Source organism: Mycobacterium scrofulaceum (assembly GCF_002086735.1).
Classification (GTDB): Bacteria; Actinomycetota; Actinomycetes; order Mycobacteriales; family Mycobacteriaceae; genus Mycobacterium; species Mycobacterium scrofulaceum.
In genome coordinates this window covers 56,773-72,148 of sequence record NZ_MVIJ01000004.1, presented here as the reverse complement: position 1 = coordinate 72,148, position 15,376 = coordinate 56,773, and the positions used below count along the sequence as shown (strand labels likewise).

Annotated in this window: 15 protein-coding genes; 5 read left to right on the top strand and 10 right to left on the bottom strand. The window is 67.7% G+C overall.

Annotated elements, in window-relative coordinates; translation table 11 throughout:
* Positions 1–142 precede the first annotated feature (142 nt).
* The 3 genes from BST44_RS04590 (at position 143) to BST44_RS04580 (ending at position 2,723) form a co-directional block, all read left to right on the top strand.
* Positions 143–793, top strand: coding sequence for a TetR/AcrR family transcriptional regulator (locus tag BST44_RS04590; RefSeq protein ID WP_083175268.1), 651 nt, complete (start codon positions 143–145; stop codon positions 791–793).
* Between the two features lie 239 nt (positions 794–1,032).
* Positions 1,033–1,881 carry a mycofactocin-coupled SDR family oxidoreductase gene (locus tag BST44_RS04585; RefSeq protein WP_083175266.1) on the top strand — a complete coding sequence of 283 codons (849 nt, stop codon included), beginning with the start codon at positions 1,033–1,035 and terminating at the stop codon, positions 1,879–1,881.
* An 11-nt stretch (positions 1,882–1,892) separates the two neighbouring features.
* A complete protein-coding gene (locus BST44_RS04580) occupies positions 1,893–2,723 on the top strand; it encodes an SDR family NAD(P)-dependent oxidoreductase (RefSeq protein ID WP_083175265.1) in 831 nt (276 codons plus the stop codon).
* On the opposite strand, the gene BST44_RS04575 is transcribed toward BST44_RS04580, so the two are convergent.
* The 9 genes from BST44_RS04575 to BST44_RS04535 all read right to left on the bottom strand — a co-directional run bounded on the left by BST44_RS04575 (position 2,720) and on the right by BST44_RS04535 (position 12,677).
* A complete protein-coding gene (locus BST44_RS04575) occupies positions 2,720–3,529 on the bottom strand; it encodes an SDR family NAD(P)-dependent oxidoreductase (RefSeq protein ID WP_083175263.1) in 810 nt (269 codons plus the stop codon). The genes BST44_RS04580 and BST44_RS04575 overlap by 4 nt on opposite strands.
* A gap of 7 nt (positions 3,530–3,536) precedes the next feature.
* Entirely contained in the window at positions 3,537–5,960 is a 2,424-nt protein-coding gene (locus BST44_RS04570) for a CaiB/BaiF CoA transferase family protein (RefSeq protein ID WP_083175261.1), read from the bottom strand.
* Complete coding sequence (locus BST44_RS04565; protein WP_083175260.1) at positions 5,960–6,952, bottom strand: enoyl-CoA hydratase/isomerase family protein; 993 nt, start codon at positions 6,950–6,952, stop codon at positions 5,960–5,962. The genes BST44_RS04570 and BST44_RS04565 overlap by 1 nt, the downstream gene beginning before the upstream one ends.
* A gap of 2 nt (positions 6,953–6,954) precedes the next feature.
* Positions 6,955–8,085, bottom strand: coding sequence for a M24 family metallopeptidase (locus BST44_RS04560; protein WP_083175258.1), 1,131 nt, complete (start codon positions 8,083–8,085; stop codon positions 6,955–6,957).
* Positions 8,075–9,325 carry a M24 family metallopeptidase gene (locus tag BST44_RS04555; RefSeq protein WP_083175256.1) on the bottom strand — a complete coding sequence of 417 codons (1,251 nt, stop codon included), beginning with the start codon at positions 9,323–9,325 and terminating at the stop codon, positions 8,075–8,077. The genes BST44_RS04560 and BST44_RS04555 overlap by 11 nt, the downstream gene beginning before the upstream one ends.
* A gap of 10 nt (positions 9,326–9,335) precedes the next feature.
* Entirely contained in the window at positions 9,336–10,397 is a 1,062-nt protein-coding gene (locus BST44_RS04550; protein ID WP_208619726.1) for an amidohydrolase family protein, read from the bottom strand.
* Between the two features lie 159 nt (positions 10,398–10,556).
* Positions 10,557–11,804: a cytochrome P450 gene (locus tag BST44_RS04545; RefSeq protein WP_083175253.1), complete on the bottom strand. Its 1,248-nt coding sequence runs from the start codon at positions 11,802–11,804 to the stop codon at positions 10,557–10,559.
* Position 11,805: 1 nt separating this feature from the next.
* Positions 11,806–12,000: a ferredoxin gene (locus BST44_RS04540; RefSeq protein ID WP_083175407.1), complete on the bottom strand. Its 195-nt coding sequence runs from the start codon at positions 11,998–12,000 to the stop codon at positions 11,806–11,808.
* Between the two features lie 11 nt (positions 12,001–12,011).
* On the bottom strand, positions 12,012–12,677 hold the full coding sequence (locus BST44_RS04535) for a TetR/AcrR family transcriptional regulator (protein WP_083175252.1): 666 nt from the start codon (positions 12,675–12,677) through the stop codon (positions 12,012–12,014).
* A gap of 198 nt (positions 12,678–12,875) precedes the next feature.
* Here BST44_RS04535 and BST44_RS04530 point away from each other — a divergent pair, with 198 nt between their 5' ends.
* The gene (locus tag BST44_RS04530; RefSeq protein ID WP_083175250.1) at positions 12,876–13,520 is read left to right on the top strand and encodes a PAS domain-containing protein; all 645 of its coding nucleotides are present in this window, start codon (positions 12,876–12,878) and stop codon (positions 13,518–13,520) included.
* 8 nt (positions 13,521–13,528) lie between these two features.
* Here the strand turns inward: BST44_RS04530 and BST44_RS04525 are convergent, their stop codons facing one another.
* On the bottom strand, positions 13,529–14,347 hold the full coding sequence (locus BST44_RS04525; protein ID WP_083175248.1) for an SDR family NAD(P)-dependent oxidoreductase: 819 nt from the start codon (positions 14,345–14,347) through the stop codon (positions 13,529–13,531).
* 168 nt (positions 14,348–14,515) lie between these two features.
* On the opposite strand from BST44_RS04525, the gene BST44_RS04520 reads away from it, so the two are divergent.
* Complete coding sequence (locus tag BST44_RS04520) at positions 14,516–15,271, top strand: SDR family oxidoreductase (protein ID WP_083175247.1); 756 nt, start codon at positions 14,516–14,518, stop codon at positions 15,269–15,271.
* Positions 15,272–15,376: the final 105 nt, after the last annotated feature.

Sequence of the window (15,376 nt, the reverse complement as noted above, 5' to 3'; positions counted from 1 at the left end):
TCTAAGAGAATAGTATTCTCGTGACGAGAAAGTTACAATCTCCGACACATGATCCGTGAGGGGGTCGAGCGCACCGATGTCACGGCGTTCTCCGGTAGAGTCCAATCATGTTCTCCCCTCGCGGCAATCTGCTGAGCCGGCCGTGACCAGCCCCAGCGAAGAGCCCGCCTGGAAGCAACGCGCCGTCGAGAGGTCCATCAAGACGGCGAAACTGCGCGCCGCGCAACGCGTTCAGCGCTTCCTCGACGCGGCGCAGGCGATCATCATCGAGAAGGGCTCCACGGACTTTACCGTCCAGGAGGTCGTCGACCGGTCCCGCCAGTCGCTGCGCAGCTTCTACCTGCAGTTCGACGGCAAACACGAGCTGTTGCTGGCGCTGTTCGAGGACGCCCTGAGCCGGTCCGCCGACCAGATCCGCGCCGCGACGGAAAGCCAAGCGGACCCGCTGGAACGGCTGAAGGTCGCCGTCCAACTCCTCTACGAGGCCTCGCGTCCGGACCCGACCGCCAAGCGCCCGCTGTTCACCGACTTCGCGCCGCGGTTGCTGGTGACACACCCTGCCGAGGTCAAGGTGGCACACGCGCCTCTACTCGCTTTGCTGACCGAACTGATGGAAGCGGCCAGCGATGCCGGCAAGTTGCGCGCGGGCGTCAACCCGAAGCGGATGGCCGCGATGACCATGCAGACGGTCATGTTCATCGCGCAATCCAGTGGCGGCTCCGACGACGCGACCGTGCACCCGATCACCAGCGAAGAGGTGTGGGACTTCTGCTCCCGCGGATTCGTCGGTTAGACCACAATCCCGGTACCGCCACCCCGTGCTCGATCCGATCGACTACCGCACGTCATTTGCTGCCGAGAATGACATTCTCTAATATCTAGAACCGCAAATAGCCAAAACGGATTCGTCGTTGACACCCGCGACGGGGTGGTGACAGAGTGCAAAGGCGGCGAGAATCGCGATCCTCGGGAACGCGGTTACGGCTGTTCCGCGCTGAGGCGTGCGATCAATAGTCAGGAGTTGAGGTAGCCATGACCGGACGTGTTGAGGGCAAGGTCGCTTTCGTCACCGGAGCGGCGCGCGGTCAGGGCCGCAGCCACGCTGTCCGGTTGGCGCAAGAGGGTGCCGACATCATCGCCGTCGACATCTGCCGGCCCATCCGCGAGGGCGTCACCGACACCGCCATCCCGGCATCCACACCCGAGGACCTGGCGGAGACGGCCGACCTGGTCAAGGGATACGACCGCAGGATCGTCACCGCCGAAGTCGATGTGCGCGACTACGAGGCGCTGAAAGCCGCGGTGGACAGTGGCGTCGAGCAACTCGGCCGGCTCGACATCATCGTGGCCAACGCCGGTATCGGCAACGGCGGTGACACGCTCGACAAGACCAGCGAAGAAGACTGGACGGAGATGATCGACATCAACCTGGCCGGCGTATGGAAGACCGTGAAAGCCGGTGTGCCACATCTCCTGTCGGGCGGCCGGGGCGGGTCGATCATTCTGACCAGTTCGGTCGGCGGGCTCAAGGCCTACCCGCACACCGGCCACTACGTCGCCGCCAAGCACGGGGTCGTCGGGCTGATGCGCGCCTTCGGAGTCGAGTTGGGGCAGCACATGATTCGGGTCAACTCGGTGCACCCGACGCACGTCAAGACGCCGATGCTGCACAACGAGGGCACCTTCAAGATGTTCCGCCCCGACCTGGAGAACCCGGGTCCCGACGACATGGCGCCGATCTGCCAGCTGTTCCACACCCTGCCCATCCCGTGGGTCGAACCCATCGACATCAGCAATGCGGTGCTGTTCTTCGCCTCGGACGAGTCTCGCTACATCACCGGGGTGACCCTGCCCATCGATGCGGGTAGCTGTTTGAAATAGAGTTCCGTCCCATGGACGGATTCGAAGGTCGCGGAACGGTCGTCACCGGCGGTGCGAGTGGTATCGGTTTGGCCACGGCCACCGAATTCGCCCGGCGGGGGGCCCGCGTGGTGTTGTCCGACGTCGATCAGCCCGGCCTGGAACAGGCGGTAAATCACCTGCGCGCCCAGGGATTCGACGCGCACGGCGTGATATGCGACGTCCGGCATCTCCACGAAATGGTTCACCTCGCGAAGGAATCCTTCCGGCTGCTCGGCCGCGTCGACGTGGTCTTCAGCAATGCCGGCATCGTGGTCGCGGGCCCGATCGCGCAGATGACCCACGACGACTGGCGCTGGGTCATCGATATCGACCTGTGGGGCAACATCCACGCCGTCGAGGCGTTCCTGCCGAGGCTGCTCGAGCAGGGCACGGGCGGACACCTCGCCTTCACCGCCTCCTTCGCCGGCCTGGTTCCCAACGCCGGCCTCGGGGCGTACGGCGTCGCGAAATACGGTGTGGTGGGCCTGGCGGAAACCCTTGCCCGCGAGCTCAAGGACCACGGTATCGGGGTGTCCGTGCTGTGCCCGATGGTCGTTGAGACCAAGCTGGTCTCCAACTCGGAACGGATCCGCGGTGCGGACTACGGGCTGACGTCTTCGCCGAAGGCGGCGGACGGGACGCTACCGACTCAGGACGAGGGCGTCGGCGTAGAAGATGTCGCCCGGTTGACGGCGGAGGCGATCCTGGCCAATCGCCTGTACGTGCTGCCGCACGAAGCGTCCCGCGCCTCGATCCACCGCAGGTTCGAGCGCATCGACCGCACCTTCGAGGCCCAGGCCGCCGAGGGGTGGACCCACTAGCCGGACGGGCCGAGCCGGTAGGCGCCCGTTTTCGGGTCGTGATACCAACCGCTCGCCGCATGGGTGCCGCCGTCGACGTGCAGGGTCTGTCCGGTCAGGTAGGCCGACATGCCCGACGCCAGAAACACCGCCACGCTGGCGATCTCGTCGACCTTCCCGGGACGTCCCAGCGGTACGACGTGGCCGATGCCGGCCAGTGCCGCCTCGCCGCCGAGCCGCGCCAGCCCTTCGGTGAGCGTGATGTCGGGTGCGATCGCGTTCACGCGAATGCCGTGGGGTGCCAGCTCTAGCGCCGCGGTTTGGGTGTAGTTGACGACGCCGGCCTTGGCCGCGGCGTACGCCGCATATCCCGGTGCGGCGCGCACGCCCTCGATCGATGTCACCGAGATGATGCTGCCGCCGATTCCCGCCGACACCAGCTGCCTCGCGATGCGCTGAGTGCACAGCAGCACGTGGCGCAGGTTGGCCCGGTAGAGCGCATCCCAACCGTTCTCACTCGTCTCCAGCAGCGGCGACGAGAACACCCCTCCGGCGTTGTTCACCAGGATCGTCGGCGTGCCGAGTTCGGTGGTCGTGCGCTGCAGCGCATCGTCGACCTGTCCGCTGTCCCGTACATCCGCCGTGATACCCAGGGCCCCAATGGACTCCGCCGCATCAGCACAGCTTTGCGCGTCACGCTCCCAGATCGCGACCGACGCACCGAAGGCGGCGAGCCCGGCCGCGACGCCGCGACCGATGCCCCCTCCCCCGCCGGTGACCACGGCGACGCGGCCGGTGAGCATGATGTCCGAGGGAGCGATCGCCATCGTCTCGTCACATCGCCGGTGCGCGGCCGATGACGCCGTCGGCCTCCAGGGCCGCGATCTCCGAGTCGCCCAACCCCAGCTCGCTCAGCAGTTCACGGTTGTGCTGCCCCAGCAGCGGCGCGTGCTGGGTGTGGAACTTGGACGGTCCGGCGGACAGCCTCATCGGCACGGTGCTGAGCCTAGCCGGGCCGGCCACCGGGTGATCGACTTCTTCGAAGAAGCCGCGAAACGCCAGCTGGCCCAACTCGGTCTGCCGGTGCGGTTGCATCACCTTGGCCACCGGAACGCCCGCCGCCCAGAGACGCGCGACGATCTCGTCGCGGCCGCGCCGCCCGCACCACGCGGCCAACCGCTCGTCGATAGCGTCCGCGCGTTCTCTGCGGGCCGCTGCGCTGGCCAGGCCGGGATCCGTTGCCCACGAGGGCGACCCGATCGCCTCGGTCAAGGCTTTCCACTGTTCGTCGGTGCTCACGGCGATCGCTACCCAGCTGTCGGGCAGGCCGAACTCGTTGATGTCGGCGCTGCGGTAGAGGTTCTGCGGCGCCGCGGTGGGCCCTCGGTTACCCGCGCGGTCCAGCAGCGCCCCGTAGGCGGAGTATTCGATGACCTGCTCGGCGGCGACGCTGAGCGCGGCGTCGACCATCGCCGCTTCGACGAACACGCCCTGGCCGGTGTTGCGCCGGTGCTCCAGCGCGAGCAGCAGCGCGTTCACCGCGTGCATGCCCGCATTGGGGTCTCCGATCGAGTAGGGGTCGTAGGGCGCGCGGTCGGCGTACCCGGTCAGCCACGTCAGCCCCGCGGCGGCCTCGATGACGTAGGCGAATGCCGGGTTGTCGCGCCATGGTCCGTCCAGGCCGAAGCCCGGCATCCGCACCATCACGATGTCGGCCCTGATGGCTTGCAGCGCGGGGAAATCCAGACCCATCTGGTCGAGCACCCGCGGCGTGAAGTTTTCTACCACCACGTCGCAGGTCGCGATGAGCCGGCGCAGGAGCTCCCGGCCGCGGGGACTTTGCAGGTCCAGCGTGAGGCCCTTCTTGTTGGTGTTCAGCGCCGCGAAGATCGGCGACTTCTCCCACCACTGGCTCTCGCCGACGGGCACACCGGCGATCAGCCGGGTCCCGTCCGGCCGGCGGGTGGACTCCACGTGGATGACCTCGGCGCCCAGCATCGCCAGGAAGTGCGTGCAGCAGGGGCCGGCCCAGAACGTCGTCATGTCGAGCACCCGGATCCCGCTCAGCGGCAACCGGTTCGCGGATCCGGTGGGCCGGGGCCGGGGCCGGGGCCGGGGCGCCAGGGCGGCGGTCCGGTACTGCGCCGTGTGCTCGCCGAGCCGCGGCGCCCGTTGCGGCGGGCGCAGCCGCGCGGGTGTCATCCGGTAGGGATGGCTCGGCTGCTGGAACTCCCCGCCCGGCGCGTCGACGAACGAGCCACGTTCGCGGAAGTGGTCGAGCGAGGCGATGTTGGCCCCGTTGGCGACCGGGGCGTTGGGGATCCGGAAAGCGGTTGCCAGTTCGCGGATCTCGTCGACCGTGTTGCTTCCGAACCACTCGTAGATCTCGTCGGCGTGGAGGGTGGCCCGTTCGGTGATGGTCAGCGAAGAGTCCTCGTCGATCCATTCGGGGTGGCCGACCATCGCGCACAGGTCGAACCACTGCTGCGCGGTGCCGCAGCCGACGTCCACCAGCCCGTCCCTGGCCCGGGCGACACCCGGGACCGTGACGCGCCGCGCGTCCCGCCATGGCCGCCCGAGCATCTCGAAGTAGGTGACCGGATAGTACGTCAGGCACAGGATTTGCGTCTCCAGCATCGACAGGTCCAGGAGTTCGCCCGGGCCGCTTCGGCCGTATCGTGATGCGAGCATGGCCGCGCTCGCATATACCCCGGCCAGGTACTCGCCGACCTGCCCGCCCACGAACACCGGTGCGCGGTCCGGCTCGCCACGCCCGAGGCCGACGATGCCGCCCGACCACGCCTGCAGCGTGAATTCGGTCGCCGCCCGGTCCCGCCAGGGCCCCCGCAGCCCGAAGGGTGTGATCGACATGACCGTCAGGTGCGGATGGCGTCGGCGCATCTCTGCGGGCGCAAAATCCTTGTGGTCGGCCAGTTTTGAGCCGCTGGACCACACCACCGCGTCGGCGGACCCCAGCAACCTGTCGACCAGCTCGGCGTCGCCGTCGACGCCGGGATCCGCGACGACGCTGCGCTTGGACCCAGCCAGGAACCTGAACAGCGCACCGTCTGCGCCGCGCGGTATGACGGTGTCCGAGGCGGACCAGGAGCGCAGTGGATCACCTTCGGGTGGCTCGACCTTGACGACGCCCGCTCCGCCGTCGGCCAGCAACTTGGTGCAGTATGCGCCCGCTATCCCGGTGGACAGATCGACGACGGTGTAGCCGGTCAGTGGCGGCTCGGGGGCGTTTTCCGCCACTACTGCTTCCGCTTTCGGGCGGGCTCTTTCTTGGCGCCCTTGCCCTTACGGCCCTTCTTGCTCAGGCGCCACTCCGGGGGGAAGTTGTCGTCGTTGTCTTTGACCGCCCCGCCCAGTCCGCGATCGAGGGCGTCTCGGAGCAGGAAGTCGTCGCCGTCGGGCCGGACGGCGCCGCCCATCGATTCGAAGATCCCGCTCAACATGCTGCCCAGGTACTCGCCCTGGAACTGCTTCATGATCTCGAAGAAGACCTTCTGCATGAACACCGTGTCCGTCGGACGGTTGCGCGCGCAGGCCAGCGCGTACCGCTCCACCTCCGCTTCGAGCTCGTCCCTGGGCACCACGCTGTTGAGGAAGTTGCAGTCGTACATCTCCGCCGCCGTGAAAGCCCTTCCGGTGAAGACCATTTCCTGGAACTTGCGGATGCCTATCGTCTGCGCCCACCACCACATCCGCGGCCCCCACCCGTAATAGCGGAACGAGGGATGCCCGAACAGCGCGTCGTCGCTGGAGATCACCAGGTCCGCGTCGGCGGCCTGGTAGAAGTGCCAGCCGTAGCAGTAGCCCTTGGCCTCGAGGATGCTGATCTTCTTGAAGTCCTGCAGGCCGCGAATCCCCGAGTTGGGGTTGGCGTACCACTGGCCGAGGGTGGCGCCGTGCCGAAACGAACCCTCGGGGGGAAAGCTGACCTCGTCGTCGTCGATCCGATACTCGGCGAGCCGGTCCTTCTGGTCCGCCGAGTTCTGCGCCGCCATCTCCTCGACGAGATCCGCGCCCGAGCCCAGGTCCTCGCCCGCCCCGCGGACCACCAGTACCTTGACCTCGTCGTCGATCGAGGCGCGGTGCAAGAGGTCGGCGTAGCGCAGGCGGGCGGCGATCGTGGGCGCGTTGAGTTGTCCCGGCCGGTCGAAGGTGATGGTGGCGATGCGCGTCTCGGCGTCCCTGCGGTACCTGATGATCTCGTCGGCCGACGGGTCGGGCCTGGCGGGCATGGCTATTCGCGCCACGACGGGCTGGTGGTCAGCACCTCCGGGCCCTCGACGGTGAGCAGCACCGCTTCCCGTCCGAAGACCGCCCCGACTCCCCGCTCCCAGACGTAGCCGGTCACGGCCAGCACCATGCCCGGCTCCAACCGCTCCTCGGCCGCCGTGGCGGGCAGGTGGCTCGAGATCACCGGCGGGTCAAAGCCCATACCCAGCCCGCGGGCCACCGGCATCGGCGGTGCCGCCTCCCCCACGGCTTGGTAGGCGTCCAACAACCCGAGCGCGGATGCCCCGGGCCAACATGCGGATAAGAGCCTGTCCCACAGGTTTTCCCAGCGCCGGTACAGGGCGGCCGCGCCCCGGGCCGCACCCACCGGCCAGGTGCGGCCGACCTCACCGATGTAGCCCCCGGCCAGCACACCGGCCGAGAACGCCACCAGGTCACCGTCTTGGACGCGGCCTTGGACACGATCACGGCCGTTGGGCCGCCGCCACGGGTGGTCGGGCGACGTCACCCACGCGACGTCCTGATTCGACGGGGTGCTCACGCCGCCGGCCGCGACGGCCTCCAGCAGGGCGCCGGCGAGCGCCTGTTCGCTCGCCCCGGGCCGCAGCCCGGACACGGCGGCGGCCAAACCGGTTTCGGCCACCGAGATCGCTTCCCGCAGCGAAGCCACTTCTTCGGCCGTCTTGACGCGCCGCGCCGCGCGCATCGCCAGTTCGCCGTCCACGAGTTCCGCGTTCGGGAACGCCGTCAGCAGCAGTTGCGCGAAAACCGGTGAAACCGCGTCGGTTCCGACCCGCCGGGCGGTGGCGGCGCCGTCGATGCGCTGCAGCGCGGCCATGGTGTTCATCGGGTTCCACGAGATGCCGTACAGGTTGTCGTGCGGGATGTCGTCGGGAACGCCCTCGTCCCAGGTGCTGAGCAGGTGTATCGCCCCGGTCGCGCGCACCAGCACGCACGTCGGGCCGAACGGCCGGGTGCCGGCGACCCACAGCTGCGGCGCGCCACTGACATAGCGGACGTTGGCTTGGCGACCGAGGACCAACACGTCGAGGTCGTGCACCGCCATCTGTTCCAGGGCACGCCGGCGGCGGCCCGAACGCAGCGCGCGGTCGTCGGGGCAGACGTCAACTGACATGGGCGCCGTAGGGGTCATAGGGGTAATCGGTCAACCGAATCCAGCCCTCCTCGGTGATCACCAGGACCTCTTCGCTGCGGTAACCGCCGGTGCCGTCCTCCCACACCACCGGCTCCAAGACCAGCACCATGCCGGCCTGCAGGACGTACTTCTCGTCGAAGTCCTGACCGAGATCCGTTCCGATCATGGGCATCTCGGCCGCATTCACACCGATGCCGTGGCCCAGGTAGAAGTGCGGGAGCCACGGCTTGCTGCCGCCGTTGGCGGCGACGGCCGCCCGGCCGAGGTCCGCCGCCGTGGCCCCGGCCCTGGCGACGCCCAGGACGGCGGACATGATCTCGAACCATCTGTCGAACTGCGCCTGCTGGCGCGGCGAGGGATCCCGGCCCACGATCCAGGTGCGCCCGAAGTCCGAGCAATACCCGTGGAAGGTGATGCTGACGTCGGTCCACAGCACGTCGCCCTCGGCCAGCTCGCGCTCGGTGCTCAACAGCGGCAACGCCAGGTCGCCGTGCGTGGTCCACACGCCCTCGGCCTTGCTGGGCGGCATCACCTGCCAGATCGGTTCGAGCATGCTGGCCGTGGCGCCCAACTCGAAGGCCCGCCGCAAAAAGCTTGCGGACAGGTCGATTTGACGGATCCCCGGCGACAATCGCTTGTGCACCTCGACCATCGCCTCGTCGGTGATCCGGATGGCGGTACGCACGCAGGACAGCTCATCCGCCGTCTTCACCGCCTTGGCCGCGCCGACGATGGCCGCGGCGTCGACCGGGGGGCCGCCCGGGAACAACGACTTACCGGCGCGCGACATCGCACCGGTGCACTCGTCGACCGCGACCACCGCTCCGCGCGGGATCAACCCGGCCAACACGCGGGCGAAATCGTCGACGCCCTCGTCGAATTCGAGATACACCGGCCCGTGCACATGATCGGCTGGCAGATCCGACTCCTGGACGGCGCCCTCACGGAACGGCAGGAACAGATGCGGCCAGTCGTCCCCCGCGAGCACCACGGCGACTGGCCGCTCCACATAGGACAACCCCGCATCGCCCAGCGGCCAACTGGTGCCGGTGGCATAGACCACCGCGCTGTTGCCCAGCAGAACCAGTGCGTCGACGCCGCGGTCGGCCATCGCCGAGCGCAGTCGCTTCCCGGTCTCCCGGCGCATCCTACCCAGGTCGGGCGTTTCGGGGATCACCAGCGTGCCCGCACCCGTGCCGGCGTGCGCGAACGTCGTCATCGGGCCACCACTACAGGCCCAGGAACTTGGTGACGTTGCCGCTCACGATCTTCGCGGCGTCGGCCGGCCCGACGGCCTCGACGACGGCCGCCAAGGACTTCTCCGAGTAGCCGTAGGTGCTTTCGTTGTGCGGGTAGTCGCTGGACCACATGACCTTGTCCACACCGATCTTGTCGATCAGCTGCAGACCGAGCGGGTCCACCATGAACGACGCGCTCATATGGTTGTCCCAGTAGTAGCGCACGTCGTGCTGCAGCGGGCGGTTGAACATGTGCTGATAGGAGGCCACCAGGTGTTCGGCATCCTGCAGCGCCCACGGAACCCAGGCGATGCCACCCTCGAACCAACCGATCCGCAGCCCCGGGTGCTCGTCGAGGATGCCGCCAAAGATGTACTTGGCGAACGTCTCCCGGAAGCCGTCGATGTTGATCATCATCCCGACGACGACGCTGTTGAACTCGGTCGGGCTCTTCGGTGGCGTCTCCCCGATGTGGTGGGTGACGGGCAGGCCGGCGGCCTCGATCTCGTCCCACACCGGCCTCATGGACGTGCTGGAGTAGTCGATCGGGTTGCCGTCGTCGCCCTTGCCGGGATTCAGCGGCATCAGGAAGGTCTTGAGCCCCAAAGACTTCAGTTCTTCCAGAGTCGTGCGGGTACCGCGCGGGTCCCACCAGTTGATCAGCCCGGCGCCGTAGAAGTGCCCGTCCGAGCGTTCCTGCAGTTCGGCGATGTACTCGTTGTAGATGCGAAACGCCAGCTCGCGCAGGCTCTTGTCCGGGTAGTGGAACAGCGCGAGGATGGCGTTGGGGAAGGCCAGCTCCTTGTCGACGCCGTCGTCGTGCAATTCCTGGATGCGGGCCTCGATGTTGGTGCTCGCCGCGCCCGGCAGGTCGTCGTATTGCATCAGCACCGCGCTGAAGTCGCCGGGCAGGAACGACTGCCCCTTGCGACCCACCTGATAGGCGCCGTCCTCGTACCAGATCCGCGGCGCCTTGTCCTTGAGGTCCTCCGGAAAGCGTTGGTAGAAGATGTCGTCCGCCAGGGAAATGTGGTTGTCCGCCGAGAAGACCACTGTTCCCGCCGGCAGGCCGACATCCGCGCCCGCGGCGTGACCGCGCCGATCCTTCGGGGCGCCGAAGCCTTCCGGCGGATAGAGCGAAACGGTGCTTGTCTGAGTCGTCATCGTTGACCCTCCATTCGGATCGGCATTGTGAGACTAATGACCCGGGGGCTACCAGGTCACCGGAAGTTCGTAGACGCCGTACGCGAGCCGATCGTCCTTGAACGGCACGTCCTCGACCGGGATGGCCAATTCCAGCGTGGGAACACGGCGGAACAGGGTCCGGTAGACGATCTGCAACTCCGCGCGGGCGAGCTGCTGGCCGACGCACTGGTGCCGCCCGTAACCGAATGCGACGTTGCGGTCCGCCCCCGAGCGATGCAGGTAAAGCCGGTCGGGTTCGGGGAAGGCGTGCGGATCCCAATTGGCCGGCGCCAGGTCGATGATGATGCCTTCGCCGGCGCGGATCGTCTCCCCGGCGAGGTGGATGTCATCGAGCGCGACGCGGCGCTGCCCGTTCTGAATGATGCTGAGGTAGCGCAACAATTCCTCGACCGCGCTGGCGATTACCTTCGGATCCTCGGCGTCGCGGATGACGGCCAGCTGATCCCGGTTCACCAGAAGGGCGAGCACCCCGAGCCCGATCATGTTCGAGGTGGTCTCGTGCCCGGCGATCAGGAGTCCGGTGCCCAGCTGTGCGGCCTCTTTCACGCTGAGCTCGCCGGCCTTGACCCGTTCGGCCAGATCGGATACCGCGTCCTCCGCCGGGTCCTCGATCTTCGCCTCGACCAACTGGGCCAGATACTTGTGCAGGCTCATCGCGCCCTTGACGGTGTCATCACCCGTCGCGTACCGCGCCAGCCCGACGTTCGCGTGGTGCTGGAACATGTCGGCGTCTTCGTACGGCACGCCGAGCAGCTGGCTGATCACCAGCGAGGGGACCGGTAAAGCCAACGCGGTCACCACGTCGGCAGGCTTCGGCCGGGCCAGCATCGCGTCGATGTGGTCGTCGGTGATCTGCTGAATGGTCGGCCGCAGACCCTCGACGCGCTTGAAGGTGAAGGGCTTCGACAACATGCGCCGAAATCGGGTGTGCTCTTCCCCGTCGGCGGTGAACACCGACCGCGGACGCTTGTGCACCGTTGACAACATGCCCGCGTTCCAGTGTGGGAAGCCGGGCAGCCGGTCGTCGACGCTGACCCGCGAATCCGAAAAGAGTTCCCGCACTTCTTCGTAGCCGGTGACGAGCCACGGTGTGCTGCCGTCCCAGATCCGGACCCGGGACAGCGGCCGCGCTTCGGCCAGCGCCATGACCCCCGGCGGCGGGGCGAAAGGGCAGCCCGCCCGCCTCGGCATCGGATAGTCCGGTATCTCGGCGGCCGCCCCGGCCGCGGCAGCGTTCGTCAGCGTCTCTGACATCTCATTCCTCGATCCGGATGGCCAGTGCGGGGCATGCCGCGGCCGCGCGCCGCGCGCCCTCGGCCTGTTCCGGCGCCGGGTTCGGGTTGAGCAGGACGACGACGCCGTCGTCGTCCCGCTGGTCGAACACCTCGGGCGCGTTCGGTACACAATTCCCCGACGAAGCGCAAAGGTCTTGGTCGACAGTGACTTTCATCCGCGAATCTTTCATTCGTACAGCGTCACGGGCGCCAGCCACAGGCCCACGATCGCGTCGATCAGGCCCGATGCGGCCGCCCGCCAGGAACGCTGGGGCTGCGCGGCACCCGCGGCGAGCGCACGTTCACGATCGGCGCAGGTGTGCATCAGAAGGTTGCGGGCCATGATGTTTCGCTCGAAGTGCACTTCGGCCGGCAGGTCCGGCAAACACCGGTTGATGCCATCGACAACCTGGACCAGCGACGGCGAGCTGAGTGCGCCTTTGACGATGATGTTGTAGTACGCGGGATCGGTCATCGCCTGCGCCGCGAAACGCGCGTACCAGGTGGGATTGCCCAGTTCCTCGAGGTGGTCGGTGAGCGGCCGCACCAGACAGGCGACCCAATCCCTCATCTCGATGGATCCACCCGATTCGAGCAGCTCGGCCACCATCTGCTCGCGCAACTGCTCGACCGGCCCGCGGTGCTTGTATTCGATCGCGCGCACCAGGTCGGCCTTCGTCCCGAAGTGGTAGCCCACCGCGGCATTGTTGCCCTGGCCGGCGGCCTCGCTCACCTGCCGGTTGGACACCGCGAACATGCCGTGCTCGGCGTACAACCGCTCGGCCGCAACCAGGATCGCCTCCTGGGTCGAGCTGGCCCGCTCGGTGCGGACGGTCCGGCCGATGGTGGTCACCCGGTTAGTCAACCGCGATCCCGTGATTAAGTCAAGCGATTGATTTAAAAGCCGGGCCCCTCGAAACACATCGGTGCCACAAAGCCCGCAACGGGTGACAAAGGTCCCTCGCCCCGGTCGGTCCCGCTGGGTCACGATGGCTTCTTGCGCGGCGGCGACGTGCCGGTGTCGGGACGGTGAACCATTGCGGGGGTATTCATGTTGTCAGCCAGCCGGGTGTCCGCGATCGAGGAATCCGCGTGGTTCCAGTCGAAGTGGGCACCATACCTGCTGACCGACGGCGACTGGCGGATCCGCGCGGTGAACTCCGCCTGTGAACGCGTGTCGGGGCATCCGCGGGACGACCTGCTGGGCCACCAGCTGTTCGACGTCTTCCCGGACAACCCGTCCGACCCGGACGCGGACGGCGTGGCCAACGTCTCGGCGTCACTCGAGCTGGTGTTTCGCCGTGGGGTCCGGCACTGGATGGGGGTCCAGCGCTACGACCTTCCCGACCGGCAGCATCCGGGCGAGTTCGTCTACCGGGTATGGACACCGATGAACTCCCCGATCAAGGACGGCAAGAAGACCGTCGCAGTGCTGCAGCACGCCCAGGACGTCACCCGTGTCGTGCCGCCTACGCCGGAGGAACGGGCGTATCCCAAACTCTTCGAGTTGAGGAGGGCGGCCGACGCGCTCGGGCGTCAGTTCCCCGATCTCTCGCCCGAGGCGGTGCTCGGCGTGCTGGCGCATTCGCACAGCGTGATCACGGAAAGCGCTGGCAACGAAGATCTTTCGCGCGCCGCGGCGCTGGCCAAGCTGCGGCTGGAAACGCACGCCGGACACCCCGCGCACGGGGACTGACACCGGCCTCAATCCCCCTTGCGCGACTCGTTGCGGGGACGAGTCACCTTGCCGGCGGACGTCCCCCCGTCGACCGGCAACACCGCCCCGGTGACATAGCGGGACCGATCGGTGGCGAAGTACAGCGCCGCCTCGGCGACGTCTTCGGGCGTCCCCTCGCGCTTCAGTGGCCGGTCGTCACGCATCCCCTGGCGAATCCGCGCTTCGAACCGCGCCAGCTCATCGGGGTCCACGTCGACCGCCGACGACGCGAGGATCGGGGTGGGGATGCTGCCCGGTGCGATCGCGTTGACCCGAACCTCGTGACGCGCCAGTTCGATCGCGGCGGACTTGGTGAACTGGATGACGGCGGCTTTCGATGCCCGGTAGACCATCACCCCGCCGCCCGCCTGGATCCCTCCGATCGACGTCAGGTTGATGATCGATCCACCGCCGGCTTCGGCCATGTGGCGGGCCGCATCTCGGGTGCCGGCCATCACCCCGAGGACGTTGACCCCCATCACCCGGTGGAAATCGGCCAGGTCGTCGTCCAGCAATCGGCGCAGGGGGCTCGAGATCCCGGCGTTGTTGACCATGACGTGCAGGCCGCCGAACATCTCGACGGTGGCGGCGACCAGCGCCCCGACCTGTTCGGGATCCGAGACGTCGGTCCGCCGGAACGCGGCGGCGGTGCCCAACGCGCGCGCGAGCTGCTCTCCCCTGTCCGCCTCGACGTCGGCGATGACGACGCGCGATCCCTCGGCCACGAACCGTTCCACGATTCCGCGCCCGATGCCGGACGCACCGCCGGTGACGACGGCGACCTTGCCGTCCAATTCGTTGACCACCCGACGAGTTAATCGGCGCCGGGCGCGTTAAGTCAAGCAATTGATTTAAGGCGCTGCCCGGATACCCACGATCGCAGCGTCCGCCCCGTCGATACTTTGGGGGTTCCGGCCGGCCCCCGCACGCACCATGCTGAAGACGTCTCGTCGGGAACTTGGAAAGAGGTAATCATGAAGGTTCTGGTGGTCGGTGGCAGCGGACTGATCGGCAGGCAGGTCGTCGCCCAGCTGACACAGCTCGGACATGAGGCCGTCTCGGCCTCGCCGAGTTCGGGGGTCAACACCGTTACCGGCGAAGGAGTCGCCGAGGCCGTCGCCGGGGTCGACACGGTCGTCGACGTCTCCAACTCGCCGTCCTGGGCCGACGACGACGTGCTGAACTTCTTCACCACCTCTACCCGCAACCTCCTCGACGCGGAGCGGGCGGCCGACGTGCGACACCACGTCGCACTCTCGATCGTGGGAGCCGACCGGACGGCCGAAAGCGGCTACATGCGCGCCAAAATCGCCCAGGAAAAGGAGATCGTGGAATCGGGCGCCCCGTATTCGATTGTGCGGGCGACACAGTTCTTCGAATTCGTTGACGGCATTGCCGATTCGATGGCCGACGGTGACACGGTGCGTGCGCCGCACGGGGCGTTCCAGCCGATTGCCGCCGCCGATGTCGCCACCGCCGTGACCCGCGCGGCGGCCGCCGACCCGGTCAACGGGGTGGTCAACATCGCCGGCCCGGAAAGGCAAGGCATGGACGACTTCATCCGGACCCGCTTCGCCGCGACCGGCGACGGCCGCCGGGTGGTCACCGACGATGACGCCCGCTACTACGGCGCGATCCTCGACGACCGCAGCATCGTTCCCGTCGACGGGGAAGACGTCGTCGTCTACCCCACCACCTTCGGCGAGTGGATGGCCCGCCAGGGGGCGTAGCGACGCCGGGTGCGCGCCGAGATCGCCGTAAGGGCCGTGGTTGGCGTCACCGGCGCGACCCGGGCGGCAATCTCGACATCAGCCGCGTGAATAGTTGCGCTGAGC

Coding starts and splice junctions, on each gene's coding strand:
- BST44_RS04585 (WP_083175266.1), top strand. CDS start 1,033: ATGACCGGACGTGTTGAGGGCAAGGTCGCTTTCGTCACCGGAGCGGCG.
- BST44_RS04580 (WP_083175265.1), top strand. CDS start 1,893: ATGGACGGATTCGAAGGTCGCGGAACGGTCGTCACCGGCGGTGCGAGT.
- BST44_RS04575 (WP_083175263.1), bottom strand. CDS start 3,529: ATGGCGATCGCTCCCTCGGACATCATGCTCACCGGCCGCGTCGCCGTG.
- BST44_RS04565 (WP_083175260.1), bottom strand. CDS start 6,952: ATGCCCGCCAGGCCCGACCCGTCGGCCGACGAGATCATCAGGTACCGC.
- BST44_RS04560 (WP_083175258.1), bottom strand. CDS start 8,085: ATGTCAGTTGACGTCTGCCCCGACGACCGCGCGCTGCGTTCGGGCCGC.
- BST44_RS04555 (WP_083175256.1), bottom strand. CDS start 9,325: ATGACGACGTTCGCGCACGCCGGCACGGGTGCGGGCACGCTGGTGATC.
- BST44_RS04545 (WP_083175253.1), bottom strand. CDS start 11,804: ATGTCAGAGACGCTGACGAACGCTGCCGCGGCCGGGGCGGCCGCCGAG.
- BST44_RS04540 (WP_083175407.1), bottom strand. CDS start 12,000: ATGAAAGTCACTGTCGACCAAGACCTTTGCGCTTCGTCGGGGAATTGT.
- BST44_RS04530 (WP_083175250.1), top strand. CDS start 12,876: ATGTTGTCAGCCAGCCGGGTGTCCGCGATCGAGGAATCCGCGTGGTTC.
- BST44_RS04520 (WP_083175247.1), top strand. CDS start 14,516: ATGAAGGTTCTGGTGGTCGGTGGCAGCGGACTGATCGGCAGGCAGGTC.